This is a genomic window from Spirosoma areae (assembly GCF_054781775.1).
The window spans coordinates 1-23,201 of record NZ_BAAGTT010000004.1 but is presented as its reverse complement, the minus strand read 5'-3'; the positions used below and the strand labels follow the sequence as shown (position 1 = coordinate 23,201).

General features: G+C 51.1%; 24 protein-coding genes. 11 read left to right on the top strand and 13 right to left on the bottom strand.

Annotation, left to right across the window (positions count from 1 at the left end):
- Positions 1-19 precede the first annotated feature (19 nt).
- The 8 genes from ACYVI1_RS02135 to ACYVI1_RS02100 all read right to left on the bottom strand — a co-directional run bounded on the left by ACYVI1_RS02135 (position 20) and on the right by ACYVI1_RS02100 (position 10,001).
- Positions 20-847, bottom strand: a complete 828-nt coding sequence (locus ACYVI1_RS02135; protein ID WP_460906206.1) for an HpcH/HpaI aldolase family protein — start codon at positions 845-847, stop codon at positions 20-22.
- Positions 848-1,081: 234 nt separating this feature from the next.
- The gene (locus ACYVI1_RS02130) at positions 1,082-1,825 is read right to left on the bottom strand and encodes an alpha/beta fold hydrolase (protein ID WP_460906204.1); all 744 of its coding nucleotides are present in this window, start codon (positions 1,823-1,825) and stop codon (positions 1,082-1,084) included.
- Between the two features lie 73 nt (positions 1,826-1,898).
- On the bottom strand, positions 1,899-2,603 hold the full coding sequence (locus tag ACYVI1_RS02125; RefSeq protein WP_460906202.1) for a cupin domain-containing protein: 705 nt from the start codon (positions 2,601-2,603) through the stop codon (positions 1,899-1,901).
- Positions 2,604-2,859: 256 nt separating this feature from the next.
- Positions 2,860-4,323 carry a SusD/RagB family nutrient-binding outer membrane lipoprotein gene (locus ACYVI1_RS02120; RefSeq protein WP_460906200.1) on the bottom strand — a complete coding sequence of 488 codons (1,464 nt, stop codon included), beginning with the start codon at positions 4,321-4,323 and terminating at the stop codon, positions 2,860-2,862.
- Between the two features lie 11 nt (positions 4,324-4,334).
- Positions 4,335-7,427 (bottom strand): SusC/RagA family TonB-linked outer membrane protein, encoded by a 3,093-nt coding sequence (locus tag ACYVI1_RS02115; protein ID WP_460906198.1) that lies wholly within the window; start codon positions 7,425-7,427, stop codon positions 4,335-4,337.
- Positions 7,428-7,631: 204 nt separating this feature from the next.
- Entirely contained in the window at positions 7,632-8,852 is a 1,221-nt protein-coding gene (locus tag ACYVI1_RS02110; RefSeq protein WP_460906196.1) for an ROK family transcriptional regulator, read from the bottom strand.
- A 530-nt stretch (positions 8,853-9,382) separates the two neighbouring features.
- Complete coding sequence (locus tag ACYVI1_RS02105; protein ID WP_460906194.1) at positions 9,383-9,535, bottom strand: hypothetical protein; 153 nt, start codon at positions 9,533-9,535, stop codon at positions 9,383-9,385.
- 10 nt (positions 9,536-9,545) lie between these two features.
- On the bottom strand, positions 9,546-10,001 hold the full coding sequence (locus ACYVI1_RS02100) for a YybH family protein (protein ID WP_460906192.1): 456 nt from the start codon (positions 9,999-10,001) through the stop codon (positions 9,546-9,548).
- A 937-nt stretch (positions 10,002-10,938) separates the two neighbouring features.
- On the opposite strand from ACYVI1_RS02100, the gene ACYVI1_RS02095 reads away from it, so the two are divergent.
- Complete coding sequence (locus ACYVI1_RS02095) at positions 10,939-11,214, top strand: hypothetical protein (RefSeq protein ID WP_460906191.1); 276 nt, start codon at positions 10,939-10,941, stop codon at positions 11,212-11,214.
- A 165-nt stretch (positions 11,215-11,379) separates the two neighbouring features.
- Entirely contained in the window at positions 11,380-11,676 is a 297-nt protein-coding gene (locus tag ACYVI1_RS02090) for a hypothetical protein (protein ID WP_460906190.1), read from the top strand.
- Between the two features lie 284 nt (positions 11,677-11,960).
- Here ACYVI1_RS02090 and ACYVI1_RS02085 read toward each other — a convergent pair whose 3' ends face one another.
- Complete coding sequence (locus ACYVI1_RS02085) at positions 11,961-12,497, bottom strand: GNAT family N-acetyltransferase (RefSeq protein WP_460906188.1); 537 nt, start codon at positions 12,495-12,497, stop codon at positions 11,961-11,963.
- A 561-nt stretch (positions 12,498-13,058) separates the two neighbouring features.
- On the opposite strand from ACYVI1_RS02085, the gene ACYVI1_RS02080 reads away from it, so the two are divergent.
- The 4 genes from ACYVI1_RS02080 (at position 13,059) to ACYVI1_RS02065 (ending at position 15,158) form a co-directional block, all read left to right on the top strand.
- On the top strand, positions 13,059-13,355 hold the full coding sequence (locus tag ACYVI1_RS02080) for an IS110 family transposase (RefSeq protein WP_460906186.1): 297 nt from the start codon (positions 13,059-13,061) through the stop codon (positions 13,353-13,355).
- Between the two features lie 85 nt (positions 13,356-13,440).
- Positions 13,441-13,959: a transposase gene (locus tag ACYVI1_RS02075; RefSeq protein ID WP_460906184.1), complete on the top strand. Its 519-nt coding sequence runs from the start codon at positions 13,441-13,443 to the stop codon at positions 13,957-13,959.
- 353 nt (positions 13,960-14,312) lie between these two features.
- The gene (locus tag ACYVI1_RS02070) at positions 14,313-14,660 is read left to right on the top strand and encodes a type II toxin-antitoxin system HigB family toxin (RefSeq protein WP_460906182.1); all 348 of its coding nucleotides are present in this window, start codon (positions 14,313-14,315) and stop codon (positions 14,658-14,660) included.
- 117 nt (positions 14,661-14,777) lie between these two features.
- Entirely contained in the window at positions 14,778-15,158 is a 381-nt protein-coding gene (locus tag ACYVI1_RS02065) for a helix-turn-helix domain-containing protein (RefSeq protein WP_460906180.1), read from the top strand.
- 439 nt (positions 15,159-15,597) lie between these two features.
- Here the strand turns inward: ACYVI1_RS02065 and ACYVI1_RS02060 are convergent, their stop codons facing one another.
- Positions 15,598-16,308: an RpnC/YadD family protein gene (locus tag ACYVI1_RS02060; RefSeq protein ID WP_460906178.1), complete on the bottom strand. Its 711-nt coding sequence runs from the start codon at positions 16,306-16,308 to the stop codon at positions 15,598-15,600.
- Between the two features lie 144 nt (positions 16,309-16,452).
- Here ACYVI1_RS02060 and ACYVI1_RS02055 point away from each other — a divergent pair, with 144 nt between their 5' ends.
- The 3 genes from ACYVI1_RS02055 (at position 16,453) to ACYVI1_RS02045 (ending at position 17,337) form a co-directional block, all read left to right on the top strand.
- A complete protein-coding gene (locus ACYVI1_RS02055; RefSeq protein ID WP_460906176.1) occupies positions 16,453-16,680 on the top strand; it encodes a hypothetical protein in 228 nt (75 codons plus the stop codon).
- Between the two features lie 112 nt (positions 16,681-16,792).
- Positions 16,793-16,930 carry a hypothetical protein gene (locus tag ACYVI1_RS02050; protein ID WP_460906174.1) on the top strand — a complete coding sequence of 46 codons (138 nt, stop codon included), beginning with the start codon at positions 16,793-16,795 and terminating at the stop codon, positions 16,928-16,930.
- Positions 16,930-17,337 (top strand): type II toxin-antitoxin system VapC family toxin, encoded by a 408-nt coding sequence (locus ACYVI1_RS02045; RefSeq protein ID WP_460906172.1) that lies wholly within the window; start codon positions 16,930-16,932, stop codon positions 17,335-17,337. Before ACYVI1_RS02050 ends, ACYVI1_RS02045 begins: the two co-directional genes overlap by 1 nt.
- 314 nt (positions 17,338-17,651) lie before the next feature.
- Here the strand turns inward: ACYVI1_RS02045 and ACYVI1_RS02040 are convergent, their stop codons facing one another.
- Both ACYVI1_RS02040 and ACYVI1_RS02035 read right to left on the bottom strand, forming a co-directional pair.
- Positions 17,652-18,998, bottom strand: coding sequence for an IS110 family RNA-guided transposase (locus ACYVI1_RS02040; protein WP_460906170.1), 1,347 nt, complete (start codon positions 18,996-18,998; stop codon positions 17,652-17,654).
- Between the two features lie 779 nt (positions 18,999-19,777).
- Positions 19,778-20,224: a type II toxin-antitoxin system VapC family toxin gene (locus ACYVI1_RS02035; RefSeq protein WP_460906168.1), complete on the bottom strand. Its 447-nt coding sequence runs from the start codon at positions 20,222-20,224 to the stop codon at positions 19,778-19,780.
- 290 nt (positions 20,225-20,514) lie between these two features.
- Between ACYVI1_RS02035 and ACYVI1_RS02030 the strand changes: the two genes are divergently transcribed.
- Both ACYVI1_RS02030 and ACYVI1_RS02025 read left to right on the top strand, forming a co-directional pair.
- Positions 20,515-20,862, top strand: a complete 348-nt coding sequence (locus ACYVI1_RS02030; protein ID WP_460906166.1) for a hypothetical protein — start codon at positions 20,515-20,517, stop codon at positions 20,860-20,862.
- Positions 20,863-21,262: 400 nt separating this feature from the next.
- Positions 21,263-21,709, top strand: a complete 447-nt coding sequence (locus ACYVI1_RS02025) for a hypothetical protein (RefSeq protein ID WP_460906164.1) — start codon at positions 21,263-21,265, stop codon at positions 21,707-21,709.
- A 1,011-nt stretch (positions 21,710-22,720) separates the two neighbouring features.
- Here ACYVI1_RS02025 and ACYVI1_RS02020 read toward each other — a convergent pair.
- Positions 22,721-23,080 (bottom strand): DUF4145 domain-containing protein, encoded by a 360-nt coding sequence (locus ACYVI1_RS02020; RefSeq protein ID WP_460906208.1) that lies wholly within the window; start codon positions 23,078-23,080, stop codon positions 22,721-22,723.
- Positions 23,081-23,201: the final 121 nt, after the last annotated feature.

The window sequence follows — 23,201 nt, the reverse complement described above, 5'->3', positions numbered from 1 at the left end:
CCAAAACCGCCGGAGGTATTCAGGTCCTCACCCCCTTCAGGGCGGTCCGGCGTTCCGGGACGGGGGGTGTTGAGGGCGTAGGCAAGGCGGTTCTAAGTTCGCCCACCAATTGGGTCGCGTATTCGCTCAGAATCATGCTGTCGGATTTTAGGGTGATGAATCGAAATCCCTGCTGCATCAATTGCCGACACTCAGCCACTGATGTCGAGAAAATTCCCGCTATAATGTTGTGCTTCCGGCAACTGGCAACAATTGTGCTTAACGCCTGATTTATAATTGATTGTGTGCTGGAATCGGCGGTCATTTTCCCCGTCAGCGACAGCAGCAAATCTGCCGAACCGACAAAAATGGCCTCTAATCCCGGCACCGACGCAATGGAGTCGATATTGGCGAGTGCTTCGGCGGTTTCGACCATCGCGATGGTGATGATTTCATCGTTGGCGTAGAGTCCATAATCGGCCCCGCCATACACCCGTGCGCGCGTCGGTCCGAAACTCCGGTAACCCACGGGCGGGTATCGGCAGGCCCCTACGAACGCTTCGCACTGGGTGCGGGTGTCAATCATGGGGCAAATCATGCCGTAAGCTCCGCCGTCAAGTAGCCGCATCATCTGACCCGGCTCGTTCCAGTTGGCGCGGGCGAGGGGCACGGTATCGGTGGTCGAGATGGCCTGCAGCAATTGAATGGCCGTTTCCATGCTGTGCAGGCCGTGCTGCATATCCACCGTCACGCTGTCCCAACCGGCATGAGCCATCAACTCCGCCGACCAGCTACTGGGAATGTGCAGCCAGCCGTTGAGCACCGTTCCGCCTGACTGCCAGATTTGTTTAAGTTTATTTTTACGCACGCTTTAGGTCTATTAAAACTTTACTCCCCACCCCTTCAGGCAGGGCTGTTAAGTACTATCTCCTTACCCGGCAGCGGCCACACCCCCCGTCCCCCTGAAGGGGGTGAGGACCTGAATACCTCCGGCGGTTTTGGCCGAGTCCACACCCCCTTCAGGGGGACGGGGGGTAAAGCCTGGCCGACAAAAGGTCCTCAGTATGTGATTTAAAAGTCAGCCCTTGACAGCCCTTGCCCTTCAGGGGCGGTCGGAATGCCGCACCACCGACGGGTCGGTTGAGGAGTTATTCAACCACCATTTCCGAATTACCCCATTCACTCTATCCGGTTGTTCCAATGCACTCAAATGCCCGCACTGCTCAATGATTTCCAGATAGGAATTAGGAATCAGTCGGGCCATTTCCTCATGTAAGGCAGGCGGACAGATTTTATCCTCTCGTCCGGCGATGAGCAATGTGGGGCAGGTAATTGTTGGTAAATCTGCGGAGCTATCGGGGCGAGCTAATTGCGCTTTGATTTGTCGGACAAAACCGGCCTCACCCACGTTTAAGGCCATGTTTAGCACGGTTCCGCGCAATTCGGGTTGTTGAGCGTGGTCAGGATGAAGCATAGCATCGGTCAGGATATCGGTGGTTATTTCCCGGAATTTTCCCAGCCCAGCCATGCCCACAAATCGCTCCTGATTCGCACGGGTTGTTTCGGAGGGTGCTTTATAATTGGTGTTCATCAGAATCAGTTTGCTAACCCGTTCTGGAGCCTGCCGCCAGATTTCAAACGCGATAATACCCCCATACGACAGTCCCGCCAACGCAAAATTGCCCGCTTCCTCCGCCAGAATCAGTGCGGCCATTTCGGTCAGCGGGTCAGCCCGGCTACTGTCCACCACCCGGCAGTCGGCTAAATCGGATAAAGCCGCAACCTGAGAAGCAAACAGGCTGGCATCGCAGAGCGTACCGGGGATTAGGATGAGCGGTTCTTTCATTGGATTGGTTGGGCAATCTACCCCACCCCAACCCCTCCCCTGAAAAGCAGGGGAGGGGCTAAAAAAGCCGGGATTACTCCCCTCCCCTTGTTTTAAGGGGAGGGGCCGGGGGTGGGGTTACTGGCGAAAACTCGGCCAAACTCTTCCCTTCCAGCGTCTCGAACGATTGCATGAGTCGTTGCTGTAAATCGGTCTGGATGGCTGTGTAATTATCGGGTTTCACCATTTTGCCCTGTTCGTTGGCCCGAAAGCCCTGTTGGCCCGCTTCGCGCTCCACAATTGGCGACCAGTACGGGTCTTTGCCTTCATAGACTTTATGCGCTTCCAACACAGCAAAAAACCAGGCAATTTCCGTTCCGGCGTTTTCAAACCGACGATACACACCGGGGGGCAACGAAATAATATCCCACTCGTTCAGCAGAAAACTACCCTCACCGTCGGGGTTTTCGGGGTTGGGGTCGTTCGACCAGTAGAAACGCCAGGGGCCTTTCAGCGGCACAAACATCTCCACATAATCGTGCGTGTGCCAGTGGGGACCGTTGCCGGGCGGTGCCCAGCCCATACCAATCTGGAAATTATGCGGGGTCGAGATGGCCCGCTGGTTTTCAAAGTCCGGGTTTTCGCTGGCCGTATCCCCCACGATGGCATAGTTCATCCGATAATGATTCGGAATCACACTGTCGATGAACATCAGCGGAATGCCTTTGTGTTTAAACTGGTCGAAGTAGGCCACGTTCGCAGCCATTGATTCGGGTGTCTGTTTCGAGTGTTGGGGCATTGTTTTTAGGTTTATAGTTTACGGTTTGTGGTTTACGGTTGGCTGACGCAAGAGTAACTGACGCCGGGCCCTCGAAGCAGTCAACCAACCACCAACCACGAACTACAAACTATTTTTTCTGATACCAGTGCGGGGCGCGTCCTCGGTCTGTGTCCTCACAGACCGCTATACCTACCTGATTGACAGCGGTCTGTGAGGACACAGACCGAGGATACGGCCTCAGCTAACTCGAAAACCACAAACTACGAACTACAAACTATTTTTTCTGATACCAGTGCGGGGCCGTGATGTTGTCGCCCCCGATGCTGGTGGTTGCGGATTTGTAGTTGTCGCCATTCACCGACTGTTCGAGGGTTGGGTAAAACACCCGCGTTGGAATCAGTCCTTTGGTGATGGTAGTAGCCAGCGGGCCAGGTTTCAGGGCGGGCAATCCAGTGCGCTTTTGCTCCCCCCAGGCTTCTACGGTATTGGTCATGTAATACGCAATCCATTTCTGGTCCATCAGCCGCTCTAAGGTGTTGTCCCAGGCTACTTTCGGTTGCGCTAAAAATCCCGCCGGCACCGCCAGTTTCCAGTAATCGAAGTTGGCCGTGATGGCTTTTTCGTAATACTCCTTTGCCGTACCTGTCGTAATCCAGCCTTTCAAACGCGCTTCGGCCAGAATAAACTGCACTTCTGAATACGTAATGATGGCATAATCGAGCAGGCCCCTGTTCTCGGTAAACCGCTTCGTCAGCGTGGAGGCATTCTCATCACTGTTGCCATTGGTCGATTGGGCGGCTTCGCGGGTCGTACCGCTCAATACGCCTTCGTGATTCGGGAAGGCCGCGCTGTTGCGGGGTTTCAGGATGAAGAAATCGAGTCGCGGGTCGTTAGTGGGCAGCAATACGTCGATGAACCGCTTCGACGGGCTGACACCCCCCAGCGACGCGGGCAACAGGGTCGACACCACGGATGCATCGGGAATGACCCCGCTGAAATCGTAAATGCCTGCTTCGGCATTGCTGCTGATAATCGGGTAGGTAGCCGGGTTGTCCACCATCTTTTTGATTTCCTGCCCCGCATTGATTTCGGCCCGGTTCGACAGGCGCAGCAGATACCGCAGCCGCAGTGAATTCGCTAATTTTTTCCACTTCGTCACGTCGCCTTTGAACAGCACGTCGCCCCCCAGCGTAAACTTCGCGGTGTTGTCCAACAGGGTATTAGCCCGGTCCAGGTCGTTCAGCACCGCCGTATAAATCGCCTGCTGACTGCTGTAGGCAGGTGCCACATTGCCCCCGCCTTTACCGGCATCGGTGAAAGGCGCGTCAATCCAGAGTTCGCTGATGGTGGCCATGTGGTAGGCATTCATAATCAGCCCGGCAGCTACGTAGGCGGGGAGTTTCAGCGTTTCGGCAGTCGCCATCATGTCGTTGGCGTTCCGAATGGCCGCATAGTTAGCCCGCCAAACGCCCCCGAAGTAGGGCTGCCCCGTCGAGAAATCGTAGGCGTCCAACTGGTTATCGTTCCGGCGCACCACGTACTGCATCACCTGGTCGGTTAGCCAGGTTTGCAGCAGCATGTGCGGGTTGATGGGTTCAAAAATAACACTCGGCAACAGCGAACCGACGTTGGTTTCGGTGGGCGCGTTGGTGTTTTTGTTAATCTCCTCGAAGTTATTGGTGCAGCCAACGGTCAGCCCGACCAACAGAAAGAGCGAATAAAGTGAAGTCTTTTTCATGGGTGTCCAGGTTAGAAGCCAACGGATAAATTAAAACCATACGTGCGGGTGCTGGGCAGTTGACCGGCCTCGAAACCCGGCACCAACGCGCCACTGTTGAACGCATACGATTCGGGGTTGAAGTGCCGGAGTGCGCGGTCTTTGGTGTGGGTGAACAGGTTGCGCCCAAACACCGACAGGTTGGCACTGGCAATCGGCAGTTTTTTCAGATATGCTTTCAGGTTAACCCCAACCGAGGCTTCCCGCAGTTTCAGGAATGTGGCTTCGTAGGTGTTGGCTTCCACGTTTTCGACGGCGTAATAAGCGCGGTAGAAATCCTGACCGGTGGTGTTGATTGTATTAGGACTAAACGAGCCATCGGCGTTCTGCAACACACCGGCGGGGGTCAGGGGCGATTCGCGACCGGGCAGGGTTTCGGCGATGATACCCGACCGGTAAATCAACGCGCCCGTTTGGGTGTAAATCGACCCGCCTTTCCGGTAGTCGAAAAATACCCGCAGGTTAATGTTTCGGTATGTGAAACTGTTGATTAGCCCGGCTGTCCAGTCGGGGTTGTAGTTGCCCACGTTGATGATGCCCGAACCAACGCGCGGACGGACAATGACCTGATTATTAACCGTTACCCTGTCGTAAATAATGTCGCCCTGGGGTGAGCGGGCAAAACCCCGTCCGTAGATGTCGCCCATCCGGCCGCCAACGCGGGCCTCGACGGTACCGCCCGAAGGCCCCTGAGCAATCACATAGGCGTTGATGCCGGGCGCTAATTCTTCGACGGTGCCCCGGTTGCGCGACCAGTTAAGGCTCACATCCCAGACGAAATCTTTGGCCACAACCGGCTTCGCTTTTAACAACAGCTCGACGCCCGAATTCCGAATTTTCCCCGCATTGATTAAACTGCTCGTCGCCCCCGATGCCTGACTGACCGGTGTTTGCAGAATCTGGTCGGTGGTGATGTTGTTGTAATAATTCACTTCAACCCCGATTCGGTCCGACAGGAACCGCAATTCAGTGCCAATCTCGAAAGCCGCCGTGCGTTCGGGCCGCAAACCCGGATTGGTCAGCAAGGGCGTGTTGAGAACGGAACTGGGCAGGGTGCCGAACGCAAACACGCGCTGCGTCAGCAAGGGGTCGGTATCGTTGCCGGTAGCGGCCCAGCTTGTGCGGACCTGCGCGAATGAAACGGCTTTCGGTAAGGCGATTAGTTCGGACACAACCGCGCTTACCCCCACCGACGGATAGAAGAACGAATTGTTGTCGAGGGGTAAGGTAGAGGACCAGTCGTTGCGGCCCGTTACGTCGACATACAGTTTGTTCTGGTAGTCGAAGCGGGCGGAGCCATACACGCTGTTGATGCGTTTGGCCGCGTCGGTTTGCCGCAGCACAGGCCGGTCGGCAGCATTACCGAGGTTATACACCCCCCTGATTCCCAGCGCGTTGGTTTGCGCGATTCCGTTCGAAAACGTTTGGTCCATCCGGTTGGCCCCGGCATCGACTTTCACGCCAATCTTGTCGGTGATTTTGCCGAGGTAGGACAGCAGGAAATCGGCGTTGGTTTCCGCAAAGCGAATGTCCTGCTCCCGATACATGCCGAGGGCAAAGCCGTTCTGACCCGACGGCCGCCGGGAACGTCGGCGGTCGTCATACGAATCGGTGCCAATCCGGGCGAAGAAGGAAAAATGCTCGTCTAATTTATAGGTCGCCTTTATGTTGCCGAACACCCGGTTGCGGTTAAATCCGTTGAGGTTTTCGTAGGCAATTAAATAGGGATTGTTGGCCCACGACAGGAAATAATTCTGCTGAATACCCTCCTGACCGGGTGCCCAATAGTTGCGGTAATCGTTGAAATCGAAATTGCCCATGCTCCAAATCATGCTGTTGATGATTCCCTGCCCACCGGCACCGAGTACGGGCAGGTTTTTCGACCCGCTCTTTGAATAATTCGCCGATACATCGACGCTCAGTTTTTCGGTGAGCGACGCGCCCAACCGCAGGCCAATGTTGGTTTTGCTGTAATCGGTGTTCGGCACAAAGCCCGATTTATCTAAGTACGACAGCGACACCCGCGCATACATCCGGTCGTTTGAGGTCGAAATAGCCAGGTTGTTGTTCGTGCTCAGTCCCTGGGTGAAGAAACCCTCCCGGTCCATTCTGAACAGAAAAGGCGTGGCATCCGGCTTTGGCAGCAAATAGGTGTTCTGTACAACCGGCTGACCCTCAGCCTTCGCGCCGTAGTTACCGCCCCAGTCGGACCGGTAGACGTTGTCGAAGCCCCCGCCATACGTTTTCTGAACATCCCAGAAGCGGCTAACCTCCTCGACCGCAAGGCCTGTACTGAAAGATACCCCGATGCCTTCTTTCTCCTGACCCGATTTGGTCCGAATGACTAAAGCACCATTGGCGGCCCGCGTACCATACAGCGCGGCCGCTTTGGGGCCTTTCAGCACCGACACGTCCAGAATATCGTCGGGGTTGATGTCGGTCAGGCCATTGCCGTAATCGACCGGCATATCGTCCTGCCCGGTGGCGTCGAGGTTGTTGGAGATAACGACCCCATCCAGCACCACAAGTGGCTGATTCTTAATGATATTGAGCGACGATTCACCCCGCAGCACAATACGCGACGACGACACCCCCGAACTGCTGTTGGTACCAATGGACAGGCCCGGCACCTGCCCCGATAGCTGCTGGGCAAGGTCGCCGTTGCGCGATTGGTTGAGTTCCTTGGCCGCTAACCGCTGCGTGGCATAGGATAGCTGCGTTTTCCGGCCCTCGATACCCAACGCCGTCACCACTACCTCGCCCAGCGAAGTCGCATCCGGCTGCAACCGAATCGTTAGGGGGGTCGTGCCCGAAATAGCTACTTTCTGGCTAACGTACCCGATATACGAAATCACCAGCGTCGATGCGTTGTCGGGTGCGCTGATTTTGAAAACACCATCGCCCGCCGTGCTGGCCCCGATGGTCGTACCAGCAACCAGAATACTGGCTCCGGCGAGTGTCTCCCCGGATTTCGCGTCGGTCACGGTTCCCGTCAGGGTGCGCTGGGCGAGCGTGGCCTGTGCGGAGAGCAGGACAAGTAAGAACGTAAAGAGTCTGAAATTCATACGATTGACAGATTAATAGGTGAAAAACTGTGCATTACAGACACTACTACCGCTCACCAAAGAAGAGATGGGCTACCTCATAGGTGGGAACTAAAACTAAATGTATTTTTTATGTAAGACAAACTTAATAAAAGCTTTTATTAAAACAACAAAATTTTTTATTTTCTCTTTTCGCATGGCTATTCAGCACTGGCTGGCTGCTTACTACCTTGTCATTTCATACCGTTTGAAGACCATATAGGCCCCGGCTTTAGCCCCTAAATTTCCCCCCAATCGGGAGCTTTCGACCCTGCAATCGACTAATGAAGGGAGCAGGCCCGTTTTTTTGATGCCTGTTTTTATGGAGTCGATAAAAAACTCATTCACTCTGGCATATTCTCCACCGATGACAATCAGGTCGGGGTTTAGCAGGTTGACGATGTTGCCCAGGGCCTGACCGAGTATGTCGCCCTGATTCATGATTAGTTTCATAGAAAGTAAATCGCCCGCTAAGGCAGCCTTAAAAATGTCGTGATACCGGTAATCAGGCAGTTTCGCGAGTTGAAAATGAATGGACGTTTCCCCCTTCGTTAAAGCTTCTTCCAAATCCTTCAGCAGTGCCGACCCCGACACTTCGGTTTCTAAACACCCTTTTTTTCCGCACACGCACAGCCGTTCTTTCTTACCGATTTGTAGATGACCAAACTCACCGGCAAATCCTTTGCCACCAAATATCAGGTTACCATCCAGAATAATACTCAGCCCCAGGTTGCGGCTCACTTTAACAATCAGGACGTTTTCTGCGCCCTGTGCTTCCCCCACCACCTGCTCGGCAATGCCGATTACGCGCGTATCCGAATCAATCATAACCGGCAGGTTAAGCGCATTTTCCAGTTGTTTACTTAGCGACAACTCCGGCGAGTTAAAGTAATGCGTCGATTTGCCCGTATGTCCGTTCACGGTGCCCGCGATGCCGATGCCAACGCCAATGAGCTGGTCGGGCTGAAGGGCTGTTTTCTCAATAGCCGACTGAACAAAGGAGACAATATAATCCAGACAGTCCGGCGAGTTGTCCAGACTAAAACTCTCATTATAAATTTCATACAACACAGTTGAGTCAATCCGAACGATGCTCACCTGTATCCATTTCAACAGTATTTCTACCCCAACGGCATAAAACTTTTCTTTATTCAGCGCATACAGTTCTGGTTTCCGGCCATTCTCGGTTTCTTTCTTGCCTTCTTCCAGCACGCACCGTTTTTCCAGCAAGTCCCGAATGTGTTTGGTAGCGGTGGGTACACTAATCGTAACGCCGGTGGCAATCTCCGGTATCGTCAGGGGCGTTTCTGATGTCGATAAATGCCTGACTATGTTTTTCAGTTCGTTCAGTTGACGTTTCTCATTATGGGCACTCAGCGTATGTATCGGAAAATTTAAAATATTCATAGCGGACGTGGAAATCAGATAACGCAGCCTATATGCCGTTAATTAACCGTACAAATATAAGCTACGGGCAGACGCAGGCACGATTAGCACGTAAACGGTTTTTGTAGATACCCGTTGTCTGGCAGGAAACAGGTCGCCCAATAGCCTGTTGGTATCGTGGCACTTGCACGGGTGGCAGGCTTACCCTGAGAAACGGCCCGCCGACGGAGCGTTTGACGATTAACAGACACCAGGCTAACGGCCTACCAGGGTATAAACGCCCCCTTTTTGTGTGGCGAAACTAAGTTCATTGCCCTTGCCTCTGACGGACGTTATTGGTGTCAACATTTTTCAGGACGATACACACTGGCTTTCACGCTTCACCCAACTCCTTCAAGGACTGATGGATGAGGAAGCTACTTGAAAAAAACGTAGTGGCAACCTTTACATCCTTGATAGGTTGGGCTGAAAACGCTCCTTCGGGACGTGGTGCCTGTCGCCGGTGAACCTGCCCCGCAGGGCAGACATAAGTATACTAATTGATGGTCTGGTTAATCTTTCGACTGAGTTACTTTGTAAAATACCTGTGGGCCGGCGTGGGCCGTAGTGTGAATTTTGAAGTACTCAGTGGCTTTAGCCTTCCCATACATCTTGGTAAGCAGACTCTCGATGTTGTAATCGCCCCCTCTAATGACAGGGTCCATCACTAACTTTTCAAGGGGCTTTCTCAGGTATCCAGAAATTACCAATCAACTTCCAGCGGCCATTTTCTTTCTCTAAATAGCCCGCTTTATGAGAAGTGCGGATAGTCCCGTCTGGTTTAGTGTAGGTTTCAATGTAGGTTACAAACGCTACATTACCCGTAATTCGGTAGCGATAATCCTTTGTTGTAAGTTTATCTGGACTTTTCTGGCCGTTAGCAAACTCCTTTCGGTAAGCAGCGGCTACCGCGTCATAACCCCGTTGATAGCCTGGTTCGCTAAAAGCCGTAGCCACATAGGGAGAGCGAGCGTAATAGCTCACCGCTTTTTCAACATCCGCATCCAAACAGGCTAATGAATGGCCTTCCAAAACGGCTCGAATAGCAAGTTCATCCGTTTTTCGCTGGGCAAACCCAATCGTGCTACTTAAGAGCAAAATGAGCAATAGATAGCGACTTTGATATTTCATAACTAATCTTCTTTATATGTGAGAAATCTTATCGAAATATACCCTTTTGAACCCCACTTTCTTTCTAAACTGTTAAAGTCCAAGCTACGGGGCGGTTGGCTTGTCGAGCGCAACCCATCTAACGAGTAAAAAAGCCCGCCTTGTGGGCCGTTCAATTTGTCACACGAAACCCGCCCCGCAAGCACTGCTTGAATGTTCCACCCACCTGTTAGGTTTGTCCCTGAGACAAAACCAAGATTACTGCTGGCCTTTGTCGCTAAAAAAGAGGAACTTTCAAAGGGCAGCGGGTCGAGCTAACCACCCAACCGCTCCGGCGGCCCGGCAGCAGGCAGGCCTATCGGCGTGATGAAGACCCCGCTGACCCCTTTGAGAGCAGGGCAGGGAACATATAGGAATTGAGGCTCAAGGCCTACTATCACACCGGGCCGCCGGAGCGGTTACGTTCGCCGGTCTGCATACTCGTTTTGTGCAACGTAAAAATGGTAAAAACCATGACCACTTACAAGTACTTCATCGCCCCAAAGGGCTGATGGTGACCGTAGGGAGCCTTTACACACATCGCCGGTTGGGTTGCAAACCCTGAACATGGACTTGCTTCCTGTTGCTGGGGGTTTGCCCTACAAAGTTGGACTTTTTTGGCGACCGAAAAACGCAAAAAATCCCAAAAATTAATATTTGACCGTTTGTTACATAACGTAACAAGCCTATCTTTACATTACAAACACATAGAGATTATGAATGAAGAACAACGTAGACGAGTAATTGTCAATGCTCGGATGCAATTAGCCCACCTACGACAATACCTCCGAGACGCAAGTGAACGAATGGACGAAGACGAGAAGAACGAGATTTTAGACAAAATGATAACACTGACAAAACTTCTGGCCGAGCTGGAAAAGTAAAACGGGGCCGAAAGGCCCCATAAACCCGTTTAACGATGAAAATAGCAACGAAAAAACAAACATTTCAGGAGTTGATAACCGAAACGGATGCGGTTATTCAAGAAGCAACTGCTTTCCTGCAACAGAACGGAACCAAGTTTCCGCTTACGGACTGGCTAACTCCTGCCGAATACGCCAAGCGGTTCGGTTTAAAATCAACCAACGTAGTCAGCAATTGGATTCGGCGGGGTGTTATTCCGGCTGAAAATATTTTGCACGTGCCTGAACTGAACGACATACGCCTAATTAAAGCCGTACCCTACCACGAGTAATCTCCGGGGCCGCCCGTGCGGTGTGTTTGTTTAATTTCCGAAACGCCCTTACTTTTAGTGAGGGCGTTTTTTGTTAACGCTGAGCAAACAAGGTCCACTTTTTTCTACCGAGCCTTGTCCACCGGCTAACATGTCGAGACAGGCTACCTGTCTGTCGGCCAAAAGGTGAAAAACTCCTGTTTCAACTGGCCCAGCCGGGGCGTTCGCTTTGTCGCAAGCGACCCGAAAATGGAAACCCAAAATCCCGCCTGCGGGTCTTTTGCCCTGTCGCCAAGACGCTGCCCCGCAAACCTAAACGTTGACTTTCGGGCGGTTGGCCTGTCAGCCGAGGCCCGGAAATGGAAGCCCGAACTTGCCCTTGCGGGGCGTTTCTCGTGTCGCACGGAACCCGCCCCGCAAGCACTACCTGTTCGGTTCACCCAACGCCAACAAGGGCTGATGGACAACGGGTTACTCACCTGAACGCGAGTCGCTTGCGACCTTTTCACCCTTTGCCGGTTGGGCTGAAAACCGTCCGACGGGACGTGCGTCTTGTCAGCGGAAGCCTGCCCGCGCGGAGCGGACAACAACGCATTTCCAAGCCTTTTACCCACAACCAACGTTTTCGGTCTTTGCACTCGGGCGGTTTTTGAAGCACAAAACTGTTAATCAGCACTCAACTTGAATAGAAGCACAAAGTTCCAAGTTTGCACGTCAGCCCATCTAATGCAAAACTTGTGTTAGCTGATGGGCTTATCATTTTGGACTTATTTATCCTCGTCAGTTAAATCTAACTCCATAAATAACAAATAGTCTTTAAATTCTACTGGGATTTCCATTTCTGGATAAGCATCAATGTCACGAAATCCAAAACTTCTATATAAAGAGTGAGCTGCTTCCATAAACTTCGGACTGTCAAGCCGAACTTTTTTATAACCGACTTTTTTTGCTTCAACTAAAAGTTCTTTAAGGATGGCTCGTCCAGCCCCAATTCGTCTACTAGTTGGGTCAACAAACATCCGTTTTATTTCACCGATTTCGGAGCTAATACTTTTTAGGCTTCCAAGTCCACATACTTTACCTTCATAATTAGCGAGGATTAGCTGTCCATAAGGTGGCTGAAACTTACTAATCTGTTGGATGTCTTGTTCAACAGCTTCTTTGGGATTATGAGGATGGACACCATAGAGTTCTTGCATTTTGTCGTTACCCCAAACTAAATAGTCAAACCATAATTTTTTAACAGCTTCTAAGTCGTCAGGAATTACAACAGTTCTTGTTTTTACTTTTTCACTTTTGTTCATTTCTTGAACATGTTTTGGTTGTTTACTGTCTGTGGCAGCCTTGCGGCTAACTCGCCGATTGCCGCACGTTCAATACAAAATATGTACTTCGCATTTTGTATTGCTGTACTTTTTCAAAGCCTGACTTGCGGGGCGATTGCACTGTCGCCAAGACGCTGCCCCGTAAACCAAAACCTGCCTAACCGGGTCCTTCCTTGTGTCACACAGAACCCGACCAACGAGCAAAAACCTGACCTTTGGGACGTGTTGCCTGTTGCCGAGACGCTGGCACTCACGCACTTTATGGATATGCACCCAACACCTCCATAGTACGTTTGCAGCAGAACCGATAAACGCGCCCCAAAGACTGCTTTTAGCAGCGTAAAGAGTTACCCGTGTGAGCAAGTCCGAGTCTCCATAAGCCAAACCTGTAGCACATGTGCCTACCCACACGGGTGAATTTTCTAAAGCTGGACAGTTCAATTGGTCAAAGCCGCGTATGCTATGATAGCCTGCGAAAATTCAACCTCTAAGTACGACTTTTTTTCTTTATACAGCCTTTTTTTTCTCCCCTTTTCACCCATGAAAATCTACGTTGGTATTGATGTCTCAAAAGACTCACTTTCGGTATCACTGCCCCAATCAGAGGGCTGCCAGCTACTCAACTTCAGCAACAACCCCGAAGGCATTCGATCTCTTCAAACGCGCTTGCCAAACAACGCCCACTGCATCCTTGAAGCCACTGGATCCTACTCGGTTTTACTGGCTTATCTCTTTACCCAGGCCCGTGTCGATTACTCGGTAATCAACCCAAAACAGACCGGGCCGCCGGAGCGGCCATCATTTCGCCAAAATGCAATTGAGCCTTACCAAAACTGACCCGCGTGATGCCGTTCTACGGGCCCAATATGGCCTCGTATTCAATCCTCCTTTGTCTCAAATGAGTAGTGATAACCTGCTCAAAATGAGTCAGAAACGAACACTTTTGCGCCAATACAAGAAGCAACGCACGATGTTATTGAACCTACAAGCCGCCTTTGCCCCTCTGCCCATTCAGGATCAGACCAGCCAGCAAAGTTTGCAAATCATGCTCACCCATCTGGACAAGGCCATTGACCAGTTAAGCGGGGAGATCAGTCAGCTTTGTCAAACTGATTTTGAACAACAGTTTAAGCGACTCACTTCCATTAAAGGCATTTCTTCGACTATTGCTTGGGCCCTGATCGAGACCACGAACGGCTTCCAGGACTTCACTTCGGCCAAAGCCTTAGCCAAGTACATCGGGGTAGTACCCCTCACTTATCAGTCGGGCAAAAGCGGGCTTCACCCAGGGCATTTGTCGAACTGGCGACCCTCATCTGCGCGGTATGTTGTACATGGCTGCATGGTCAGCGATTCACTACAACACCGCTTGTCGGGAGTTCTATCAACGGCTCAAATCAGGTGGCAAGCCGCCCAAAGTTGCCTTGATAGCCGTGTGTAACAAACTACTCCGTCAGGCATTTGCGGTAGTTAAGTTCGACGAGGATTATCAGGCCGATTACCAGCCAATATTGCGTCTGGCGGCTTGACTTTTAACACAGTTCATGTGTTGATGGCGAGGAACGAGCCTTTACACACATGGCCGGTTGGGCTGCTGGCTTGACTTCGGGGCCTGCACCCTGTCGCCGGACAAGGTTGCGTTGGCGGAGCGAACTTTTGCAATTTTAATTTATAGCTTGTAAATTAAATGGGTGAAGATACCAAAAACGACTAAATCAAAGAAATGCTAAGCTATTTTCCCTTGTTGGGAACTATTGTAAATCATATTTTTGTTCCCAATATGGTAACTCGCCAATGAAGGTGCGCCCACTTCACATAAATATTGATAATATGAAGCAGAAGTTTATGCGCGTAATTAAGATTAAAACTTTAAGGGATTTTTGGGGGAGAGAACCGAATGCAAAGGTAGGCTTACAATTATGGTACAAAAAAATAACAAGTCGGCATTGGTCAAACCCGAATGAAATTAAAGATAACTTTCCAGGAGCCGATACAGTCGGCAACAATCGCATTGTTTTTAATATTCGTCACAATGACTATCGACTGATTGTCAAGTTTGAGTACGGGATACAGCAGTGCTACGTTCGTTTCATTGATACTCATGCTGAGTATGATAAAATCAAAGATATAAGTTCAATATAATGGAATATAAAGAGTTGATAGATTGCAGTAGAAGCTATATATACGAGTTGGGCAGGGCCTAAGTGGTGCTATTTACCGCGTAGTTCGCTGGATTTTAAGACTTAATACAATATATACATGGAATCTATTACACAAGAAAAGTACATTGCTCGGCCTATTAAAACGGAGGAGCAATACAACGAAGCGATTGAGCTCATTGAGACTCTAATTGACTGTGAAATCGGCACTCCTGAAATGGAAATGTTGGAGTTAGTTGGCATTTTGGTACACGATTATGAACAACGGGAATTTCCAATTGGAGATTTGAATCCAATAGAAGCAATCAAATACCAAATGGAAGAACTCGGAGTGACAACAGCAGAAATGGCAGAACTGGTAGGTGGCAAAAGCCGCCTATCAGAACTGTTACATGAGAAACGTTCGCTTTCTGTACGGCAAATAAAAGCAATCTCAAGCCGTTTAGATATACCTATTGATGTTTTACTCAAAGCTGCGTAGAGTAGAGACGGCTTATTGACAGGAAACTAACTAATCCAGTTTTTAGGCTCAATCAATTAAGGCATTCCCCTGTCAGACGAAAGCTAAAAATAGAAGCCCCAACTTGCTATTCAGAACGTTCACACTGTCATATCCAACCCACCACACGAGCAAAAGCCTTGCCTATCGGGACGTGTCCCCTGTCGCCGGGACGCGCCCCAGCAAACCTAAACTGTCCTTGTCGGGGCGTTCCCTCTGTCGACCGCAACCCGGAAATGAGAACTAAAAACTTGCCCTTGAGGGGCGTTCAAGTTGTCGCAAGGAACCCGCCCCGCAAGCACTTTATGGACTATCACCTCCATGTAGTGATGGCGACCGTAGGGAGCCTTTACACACATGGCCGGTTGGGCTGAAAATGTTGAACTCGCGGCCCGCAACCTGTCACTGGAGACCGGCCTAACTACTTTTGGGTAGAATGCTTTTGTTGAACGCTCCTTACAAACTCAAGCGAGACACCGGCTATATCAGCTACCTTCTCTAATTCAAAGTCGGTTTTAGACGGCAAATTAGTTACAAACTTAATTTGCTCCTTTTCTTGAGCTACCATGTAAGCCGCATCCTTCTCAACGCTTACAAATTTGGTGATGCTATCCATAGCGAGGTCTCTGAGTGTTTGTCCTAAGTTACGCAACTGCGCTAACACGCGCAACTGACTGAAATATCTTTTTAACGCTAAATCGCCCCGAGTCGTTTCTTCAACCCGTTGAATGATTTGATGCAGAACTGTTTCAGGACTTTCACCCTTGAAATCAGCTAAAACGCCCAAAATCACTTCTTCGGGCTGTTCTGATTCGAGGAACGTGTGATAGTCAAGGTTAGTGAAGGCAATGAGTGGGAACTCATAACGCATTAACTCACTTTCATATCGAGTTTCCATTTTGGGTATACCAGAACCCAGGAATAGCACGTATTGACGAATGGGAATCTTATATTTTCGGGCCAGCATGATATGATAGTCAGCCATGCGATAGACCATCCCCGGTTCATCAACCAACTGAAATTCAAGATGCAGAACAAATATCTTGCCCTGCATATCCTTGATTTTCTTTAGTACATCAGGCTTGCGCTCTTTGGTGTGCTGAATGTCCGTCTGGCAATTCTTCTGACTCAACAGCCGTAATGCCGAGAATATTCTGCATCAAACTCGGAATGACGGCTTCGATATTCTCTTTGAAAATCTTGTCGTACTGGCTGGCTTGTTTCCCCATGCGGTAAAATTACCCGAAATCGCCGAAAACTCACTGGAACGTTTCTGGTGTCGCAAGCAACCCGGCCTCTCCTGTCAAATCCCACCAACCGGGGCGTTCACTTTGTCGCAAGCGACCCCGAAATGGAAACCCAAAAGCCTGCCTGTCGGGACGTGCGGCCTGTCGCCGGAACGCTGGTACTCACGCTTTTTTCATACTTGTTCGGGCCACCCAACGCCAACGACGGCCCGATGGCGACCGTAGGGAGCCTTTTCGGCCTCGTTCGGTTGGGCTGAAAACGTTGACCTCGTGGCCTGCTGCCTGTCGCCGGAAAGCTGGCCACGCGGAGCGACCGCACCAAGTTTTGTTGGTTTTTGTTGTATTTTCACGCAACTAATACTTTTTACTATGAAAACGAAACCTAAATCACCAACGCCAAAATCAGCTACTCCAAAAAAGCCAGATGGAAGACCAAAAGTAAAGCTGGGTACTGGTAGAAATGTACTATTTACCTCAGACACACTTTTCGACGATGATTTAAAGTAATGAAGAGTTACTTACTGGATACGCATATTTTCCTTGATGCATATAACAAACCAGAGAAAATAGGGAAGGCCATTACGCGAATATTGACGGGTAGTAGCCCTAAGTTTATCAGTGCTATTTCACTAATTGAAATTGCTCAGTTATTCGAGTCGAAGCCCAAAGAAATCAAAGTCACTACGCCACTATCAACGTTCATTGCCCAGGCATTGAGTGATTTACAGGTACAAGTGTTAGCTATTACGCCCGAACATTCTCAACGGTTCTACGAAATTCAGTTAGTGAAAGACCATCGTGACCAGTTTGACCGAATAATTATTGCTCAAGGAGCCAGTACCGGTTTTACCGTTTTGTCCGACGACACCAAATTTCCACATTACCCGATTACAGTGATTTCAAACAACGATTAATAGATAGCAGGCTTGTCACTTTGTCGAACCTGTGGGGCGTTTCCCCTGTCGCACGGACGCTGGCCTATAAACCAAAGCACTCATTTTCGGGGCGTTCACCCTGTCAGACGGAATCCCGAAATGGAAGTCTAAGAGCCTACCTGTCGAGCCATGCGGCCTGTCGCCGGAGCAATGAAATTCACGCTTTTTTTGCTTGGACTTTCACCCAACACCCACAAGGGCTGATGGATGAGCAAGATAGCTAAAATGGGTGAGGTCGCCCCGACCTTTTCACCCTTTGTCAGATGTACGCCTGCCTTCTAAGTGTCTCATTATCAAGCAGCCCCCAAATTAGTAAAAAGTCCCAAATCTGCGCCCGTTATCCCAAACTTAACTAACTTCTTCTTCATCTGGCGAATTTGCTGCTGCTTCACCTGGGCCACATCGCACATCAACTTCGTCGGCTCATAGGCTTCCCCCGTCGTCAGCATTTTGTACACTACCACCGCCAACTTCCGCGCCGTTGCCGTGATGGCTTTGATACGGCCCGCCTGGTAAGCAATCCGCTGAAAAAACGCGGTCATGGGGTTAGGCTTCTTCATGTTGCCCAGCGAATTGGCTACCATTCGGAACGGATTAGGCAAGGTTGACTTGTTCTTCAACGTCTTACGCGACAACACCTTACCCCCTGATGCTTTGTTATTCGGAGTGAAACCCAGCCACCTGGCGAAGGCTTTGGCTGAGTGAAATTTGGTGATCGACTCCCCAACCTCAGCCATAAACGTTAGTAGGGCATCCCGGCCAAAGCCTGGTATATTACTCAGGTCTACTCCCAACAGTTTGTGAGCATATTGTTCGATAGGTAGTCGCGGGGTGTTGCGCGATTGGCGCAGTTTCTGGCGGCCCACCGTAGGGTCGGCTACCACTTGGGGCGGTTCCAGCCCGTTGGTGTGGTCGGTAAAGTGCCTGTCCAGTTCCTTCTCTAACTCAGCGATTTCAGCCTGTAAGTTGAGATAGAGCCGATAATTACTCCTCCCTTCGAAGCGCATGGCCCCATTCCAATTGCCCCGGAGCAGTTCACTAAGTTCGGCCGGTTTCTTTTTGCAACCACTATCGACCAGTGCAGCCAGTTCAACGGGGCCTTCCTGTCCCTGACAGATAGCGGCAATGACGCGCAATCCGGATACCGAATTGGTGTCGGTTAGTACCGCATCCAGCCGGACATTACCCGCCCGCAGAGCCTTCTGAATACGCCGGATGTAATCGGCGGCATCTTCCAGCAAACTCCGGCGCAACCGCACCAAAGGCCGAATCAACGTCGAAAACTCATCCGGCAAGAAAATCGGTGGCAGCAAGCCCAGGCTGTGCAAGGTACGGATGTGGATGGCATCCGACGTGTCGGATTTGAACCGCCGGTAGTTTTTTGTATTCGCTGCCGAGGTTACCAGTAGGTCAAATCCAGTCTCTTGGAGCACGTTAACCAAGGCTCGCTCGTAGCCGCCCGTAGCTTCCAAAGCCACATGGTTGACCTGGTGGTCGATCAGCCACTGAGCTAATCGAAACAGTTCTTTGGTGGAGACCCCGAACTGTTGAACGTATTGCTTCGGGTCGTCGCCCACGGCCACTACGTGGAATTGAGAGCCGATGTCGATGCCCGCCACCTGCTGGTGGACGACGGGCATAGCCAGCTAGTTATCCTGCTTTTTCATGCTTAGAAGGGAGTAAGCAGTTGACATAAAAGGCTATCAGCGGGCTATTTTAGAAAGACAATAATCAGGATGTACGGAGTAAGGGCCGTAGCCCCTCTGCCAGTTGGGTTCTCAAGGCATAAACTGGTGAGCCAGTCCATACCAATAGCCAAATCGGGAAGTTGGACGGGTTGATAAGCACCAACAAACGAGCCGATCTTCCCACAAGGGGCTACTGATAGCTTAGTAAATATAAGGCCAAAGGTGGGCTCTCTGTTCTCAGGCGTTCTTCTGGGTTCGTTCGCCCGCGAACACAGTGGATGTTGGGCTGCAATGCTTCCTGCGGGACGTGCATCCTGTCGCAGGGAAGCTACCCCACGCCAAGCGAACAACAACGCAACTTCCCGAATTTTTTTACCACTGGGCAAAGCTCAACAACGCACCAATTCAAGCCTTTGTACCGAGCCTTGCCAAGGCTGACTTGTCGGGGCGATTGGCCTGTCGCAGACCACCCGCCGAGCTTTTTCTAAAGCCCACTTGTCGGGGCGGCTCCCTTGTCAGAGGTGACCCGCCCAACGAGCTAAAAGCCATGCCTATTAGAGACGTGCGCCTTGTCGCAGGGGACCCGACAAACACGCTTTTTTATACCTGTTCTATCCACCCAACGACCCCATGTGGTGATGGCGACCGTAGGGAGCCTTTACACACATGGCCGGTTGAGCTGTCGAGCCTTGAATTTGGGACGTGCTGCCTGTCGCCCGATAACGTACCCATTAATTTGTTTCCAAAAGTTCGTAGTTATCAGGCCGATAAAGCCGAACCCCCGGTACTCGTTCAAAATGTTTCTGGTTGAGCGTAAAAATAGGTACGTCAAAAAACAGACCAACCCCAATCGTAAAACAGTCGCCCAGGCCAGTGTCTGGGTAAAGCCGACAGGTTTCTACAGCCAGCTCAATGCAGTCGCCATGATTTAACTGCACATATTTATCTAACTGCTTTCGGATAGCATCAAACTCACTTTTTGTAATCGGGTCAATCGTACGGCCTCGAATATTGACCAGCCACCGCATCAACTCAATATAAACGCTGGCTGAAATGACAGGTACAGCCATGACTACCAGTTCATGGTATGCCTTGACAATTTGCGGCTTTTTCAGAAACAAACGACTCATCACGCCCGTATCCACCAGCACGAACGAAGTTAGCGAGGGGACGGTCATTCAGGGAGAATAGGCGTAGGCTTGATGTCTTTGTGTTTAGCTAATATTCTCTGAATAGCCAAGACTGGTTCTTCTGTCGGCAACTCACCGGCAGGAATAGAACCCTCAATGATTTTACCTGTCGCATTACGTCCGCGTATCACTAAAGGGGGAATGGACTTCTTAGTTTTATGAGTAGGCATTTCTTTGTCGTTCTTGCTATCCTGACAAAGTTAAAAGTTTTCTGGCTCATGCACTAACAGGTTTTTTGCCGAACTGCTGTGCGGGGCGGTTAGCCTGTCGGTGGGAAGATGGCAAACAAGCTAAAACCTACCTGTCGAGCCGCACTGCCTGTCGGCGGGAACTGCCCGAATACTGTCGGAGTTGCCCAGCCGGGGCGTTTCCTGTGTCACAGGGAACCCGCTCAACTCACTTTAGCCTGCCTGTCGGGACATGCGCCTTGTCGCCGAGACGCTGGACTGGCAAACCCAAACTTGCCCAACCGGGGCGTTCGCTGTGTCAGCCGAAACCCGGAAATGGAAGCCAAAAACCTGACCAATGAGCCGCGCTGCCTGTCGCCGGGACGCTGCCACGCAAGCACATTTTGGACCATCACCCAACGCCCGAAAGGACTGATGGTGAGCGAGTTGCTTGCCTGAACGCGAGACGCTTGCAACCTTTACACCCTTTCTCGGTTGGGCTGCCAAGCGTCCCAACCGGCGAGCATCTTGTCAGCGGTGACCCACCCACGCGGAGCGCGCACAAGGCACAAGCCGATTAAACCGAGCCTGCTCTTGAGCCGATGGCTGTCCACCGAGCCTTGTCAAAGCCTGCCTGTCGGGGCGGCTACCCTGTCGCAAGGACGCTGCCAGACGAACTGAAACGCGGCCTGTCGGGGCGTTCACGTTGTCAGACGAGACACGCCCAACAAGCCAAAACCTGCTTGTCGGGACGTGCGCCTTGTCGCAAGTAGCCCGCCCATGACACACATGATGGACATTTCACCCAACGCCCGAAAGGGCTGATGGTGTCCGAGTCAGCTCACTAAAACAAATGTACTTGCCACCTTTACACCCTTTCCTGGTTGGGCTGCAAAGTCTCCTGCGGGACGTGCATCTTGTCAGCGGAAGCCCGCCCACGCGGAGCGAACACAACGTACAGTCCGATTTTTTTACGCCATCGGGCGAAGCTCAACAACGCACCAATCCGCTTCTGTCAGGCCGCAAGAACCGGGGCGTTGCCTGTGTCGTCCGCAACCCGGCCCCGCCTGTCAAAGACCGCCAACTCAGGCGTTTGGCTTGTCGGCCAAAAGGCAGAAAACTCACGTTTCAACTGGCCCAACCGGGGCGTTCACGTTGTCGCAAGCGACCCGGAGATGGAGACCCAAAAGCCCACCTGTCGGGACGTGCGACCTGTCGCCGGAGCGACCGAATACACGCTTTTTTTATACTTGTGCTATGCACCCAACGCCCGAAAGGGCTGATGGTATGCGAGTTAGCTCACTAAAACAAACGCACTTTCGACCTTTACACCCTTTCTTGGTTGGGCTGCAAACTGTCCCAACCGGCGAGCATCTTGTCAGCAGTGACCTGCCCACGCGGAGCGGACGACAACGCACAGTCCAAGCCTTTACGCCGATGGGCGAAGCGCAACAACGTAGCAAATTCGGTTCTGTCGAGCTAGCCCAACCGGGGCGTTTCTCATGTCGGCCGCAACCCGGCCCTGCCTGTCCAAGCCCAAATTACGGGGCGGTTGGCTTGTCAACGGGAGCCACCCAACAAGCCAAAACCGCCCTGTCACGGGACGTGCCGCCTGTCGCCGAGACGCTGATTTTCACGTACTTTTTTCACTACTTGTTCGGTCCACCCAACACCCACAGGTGTTGATGGTGAGTGAGTTACTTCACTGAACGGCTGTACTTGAACCTTTACACCCCTGTTTGAGTTGGGCTGCCCGCTGTCCTCCGGGACGTGCTTCCTGTCACCGGGGGGCCGCCCACGCGGAGCGGACAACAACGCACAGTCCAAACTTTTAGGCCCAAGCGCGAAGCTTAATAACGCACACCATCCGTTGAAACCGAGCCTGGCAAAGCCTGACTTGTCGGCAAGATTGCTCTGTCGGACATGACCCGCCGAGTCTCTCAAAAGTTGCCTTTCGGAGCGGCTACCCTGTCACAGGTGAGCTGCCTAACTCACTTTTAAGCTTCCTGTCGGGACGTTCGCCTTGTCGCAGGGGACCCGACCACGCCACACATGATGAACACTTCACCCAACACCCACAGGGGCTGATGGTGAGCGAGTTAGTTCACTTTGGGCGAAGACCTTCGACCTTTACACCCCTGTTCGGTTGGGCTGAAAAGTCTCCCAACCGGCGAGCATCTTGTCAGCGGTGACTGCCCTACGCGGAACGCGCACAACACACAAGCCGATGAAACCAAATTGGATTATGGCTGACTTAACACTACGTACACCTTATCGGCATGATTATGCTGAGACAGGCTTAGTAACGCCAAGAATTTTAACTATCTCGTTTTGCAATTGCATTCCTAAGGGCCTCAGGAATGTTATTCTCATAATATTCTTTTATTTTTTTAGGCTGGCTGATAAGAACTTCACAAATGATATTAACGAAGCCAAATAAAGCATGAGCAATTTCGGCTTTATCGTTCAGGTCAATTGTTCCTGGGTGAACGGCGTTATTTCCAATAACTCGTACACTGTCAAGAGCTTGCTGCATCGTTTCTGGTAATCCTCTGTTCTTTACTAAGCTTTGAATATCATCATTAATATTCTTGCCCTTCTCTCCTAAATGAATGCATAACTTTTGAACTGCAAGACGCAATAGGGCTGCTGCCCCTCTTGGGGAAATGTTTACAATGTCTAAGAGGCTGTCTAAAAATTAAAAACGTCGAATCATAATACGAATCATTGCCAGTTGGATCATCGCTTCGGAGACCTTTACCGAACGTTCATAATCCACCCTTAACCGACGCTGATGA

Excerpts from the sequence above, each read along its gene's own strand:
- ACYVI1_RS02130 (WP_460906204.1), bottom strand. The coding sequence starts at position 1,825 with ATGAAAGAACCGCTCATCCTAATCCCCGGTACGCTCTGCGATGCCAGC.
- ACYVI1_RS02125 (WP_460906202.1), bottom strand. The coding sequence starts at position 2,603 with ATGCCCCAACACTCGAAACAGACACCCGAATCAATGGCTGCGAACGTG.
- ACYVI1_RS02120 (WP_460906200.1), bottom strand. The coding sequence starts at position 4,323 with ATGAAAAAGACTTCACTTTATTCGCTCTTTCTGTTGGTCGGGCTGACC.
- ACYVI1_RS02115 (WP_460906198.1), bottom strand. The coding sequence starts at position 7,427 with ATGAATTTCAGACTCTTTACGTTCTTACTTGTCCTGCTCTCCGCACAG.
- ACYVI1_RS02110 (WP_460906196.1), bottom strand. The coding sequence starts at position 8,852 with ATGAATATTTTAAATTTTCCGATACATACGCTGAGTGCCCATAATGAG.
- ACYVI1_RS02105 (WP_460906194.1), bottom strand. The coding sequence starts at position 9,535 with ATGGACCCTGTCATTAGAGGGGGCGATTACAACATCGAGAGTCTGCTT.
- ACYVI1_RS02100 (WP_460906192.1), bottom strand. The coding sequence starts at position 10,001 with ATGAAATATCAAAGTCGCTATCTATTGCTCATTTTGCTCTTAAGTAGC.
- ACYVI1_RS02095 (WP_460906191.1), top strand. The coding sequence starts at position 10,939 with ATGAAAATAGCAACGAAAAAACAAACATTTCAGGAGTTGATAACCGAA.
- ACYVI1_RS02085 (WP_460906188.1), bottom strand. The coding sequence starts at position 12,497 with ATGAACAAAAGTGAAAAAGTAAAAACAAGAACTGTTGTAATTCCTGAC.
- ACYVI1_RS02080 (WP_460906186.1), top strand. The coding sequence starts at position 13,059 with ATGAAAATCTACGTTGGTATTGATGTCTCAAAAGACTCACTTTCGGTA.
- ACYVI1_RS02075 (WP_460906184.1), top strand. The coding sequence starts at position 13,441 with ATGAGTCAGAAACGAACACTTTTGCGCCAATACAAGAAGCAACGCACG.
- ACYVI1_RS02070 (WP_460906182.1), top strand. The coding sequence starts at position 14,313 with ATGAAGGTGCGCCCACTTCACATAAATATTGATAATATGAAGCAGAAG.
- ACYVI1_RS02065 (WP_460906180.1), top strand. The coding sequence starts at position 14,778 with ATGGAATCTATTACACAAGAAAAGTACATTGCTCGGCCTATTAAAACG.
- ACYVI1_RS02050 (WP_460906174.1), top strand. The coding sequence starts at position 16,793 with ATGAAAACGAAACCTAAATCACCAACGCCAAAATCAGCTACTCCAAAA.
- ACYVI1_RS02045 (WP_460906172.1), top strand. The coding sequence starts at position 16,930 with ATGAAGAGTTACTTACTGGATACGCATATTTTCCTTGATGCATATAAC.
- ACYVI1_RS02040 (WP_460906170.1), bottom strand. The coding sequence starts at position 18,998 with ATGCCCGTCGTCCACCAGCAGGTGGCGGGCATCGACATCGGCTCTCAA.
- ACYVI1_RS02035 (WP_460906168.1), bottom strand. The coding sequence starts at position 20,224 with ATGACCGTCCCCTCGCTAACTTCGTTCGTGCTGGTGGATACGGGCGTG.
- ACYVI1_RS02030 (WP_460906166.1), top strand. The coding sequence starts at position 20,515 with ATGGCAAACAAGCTAAAACCTACCTGTCGAGCCGCACTGCCTGTCGGC.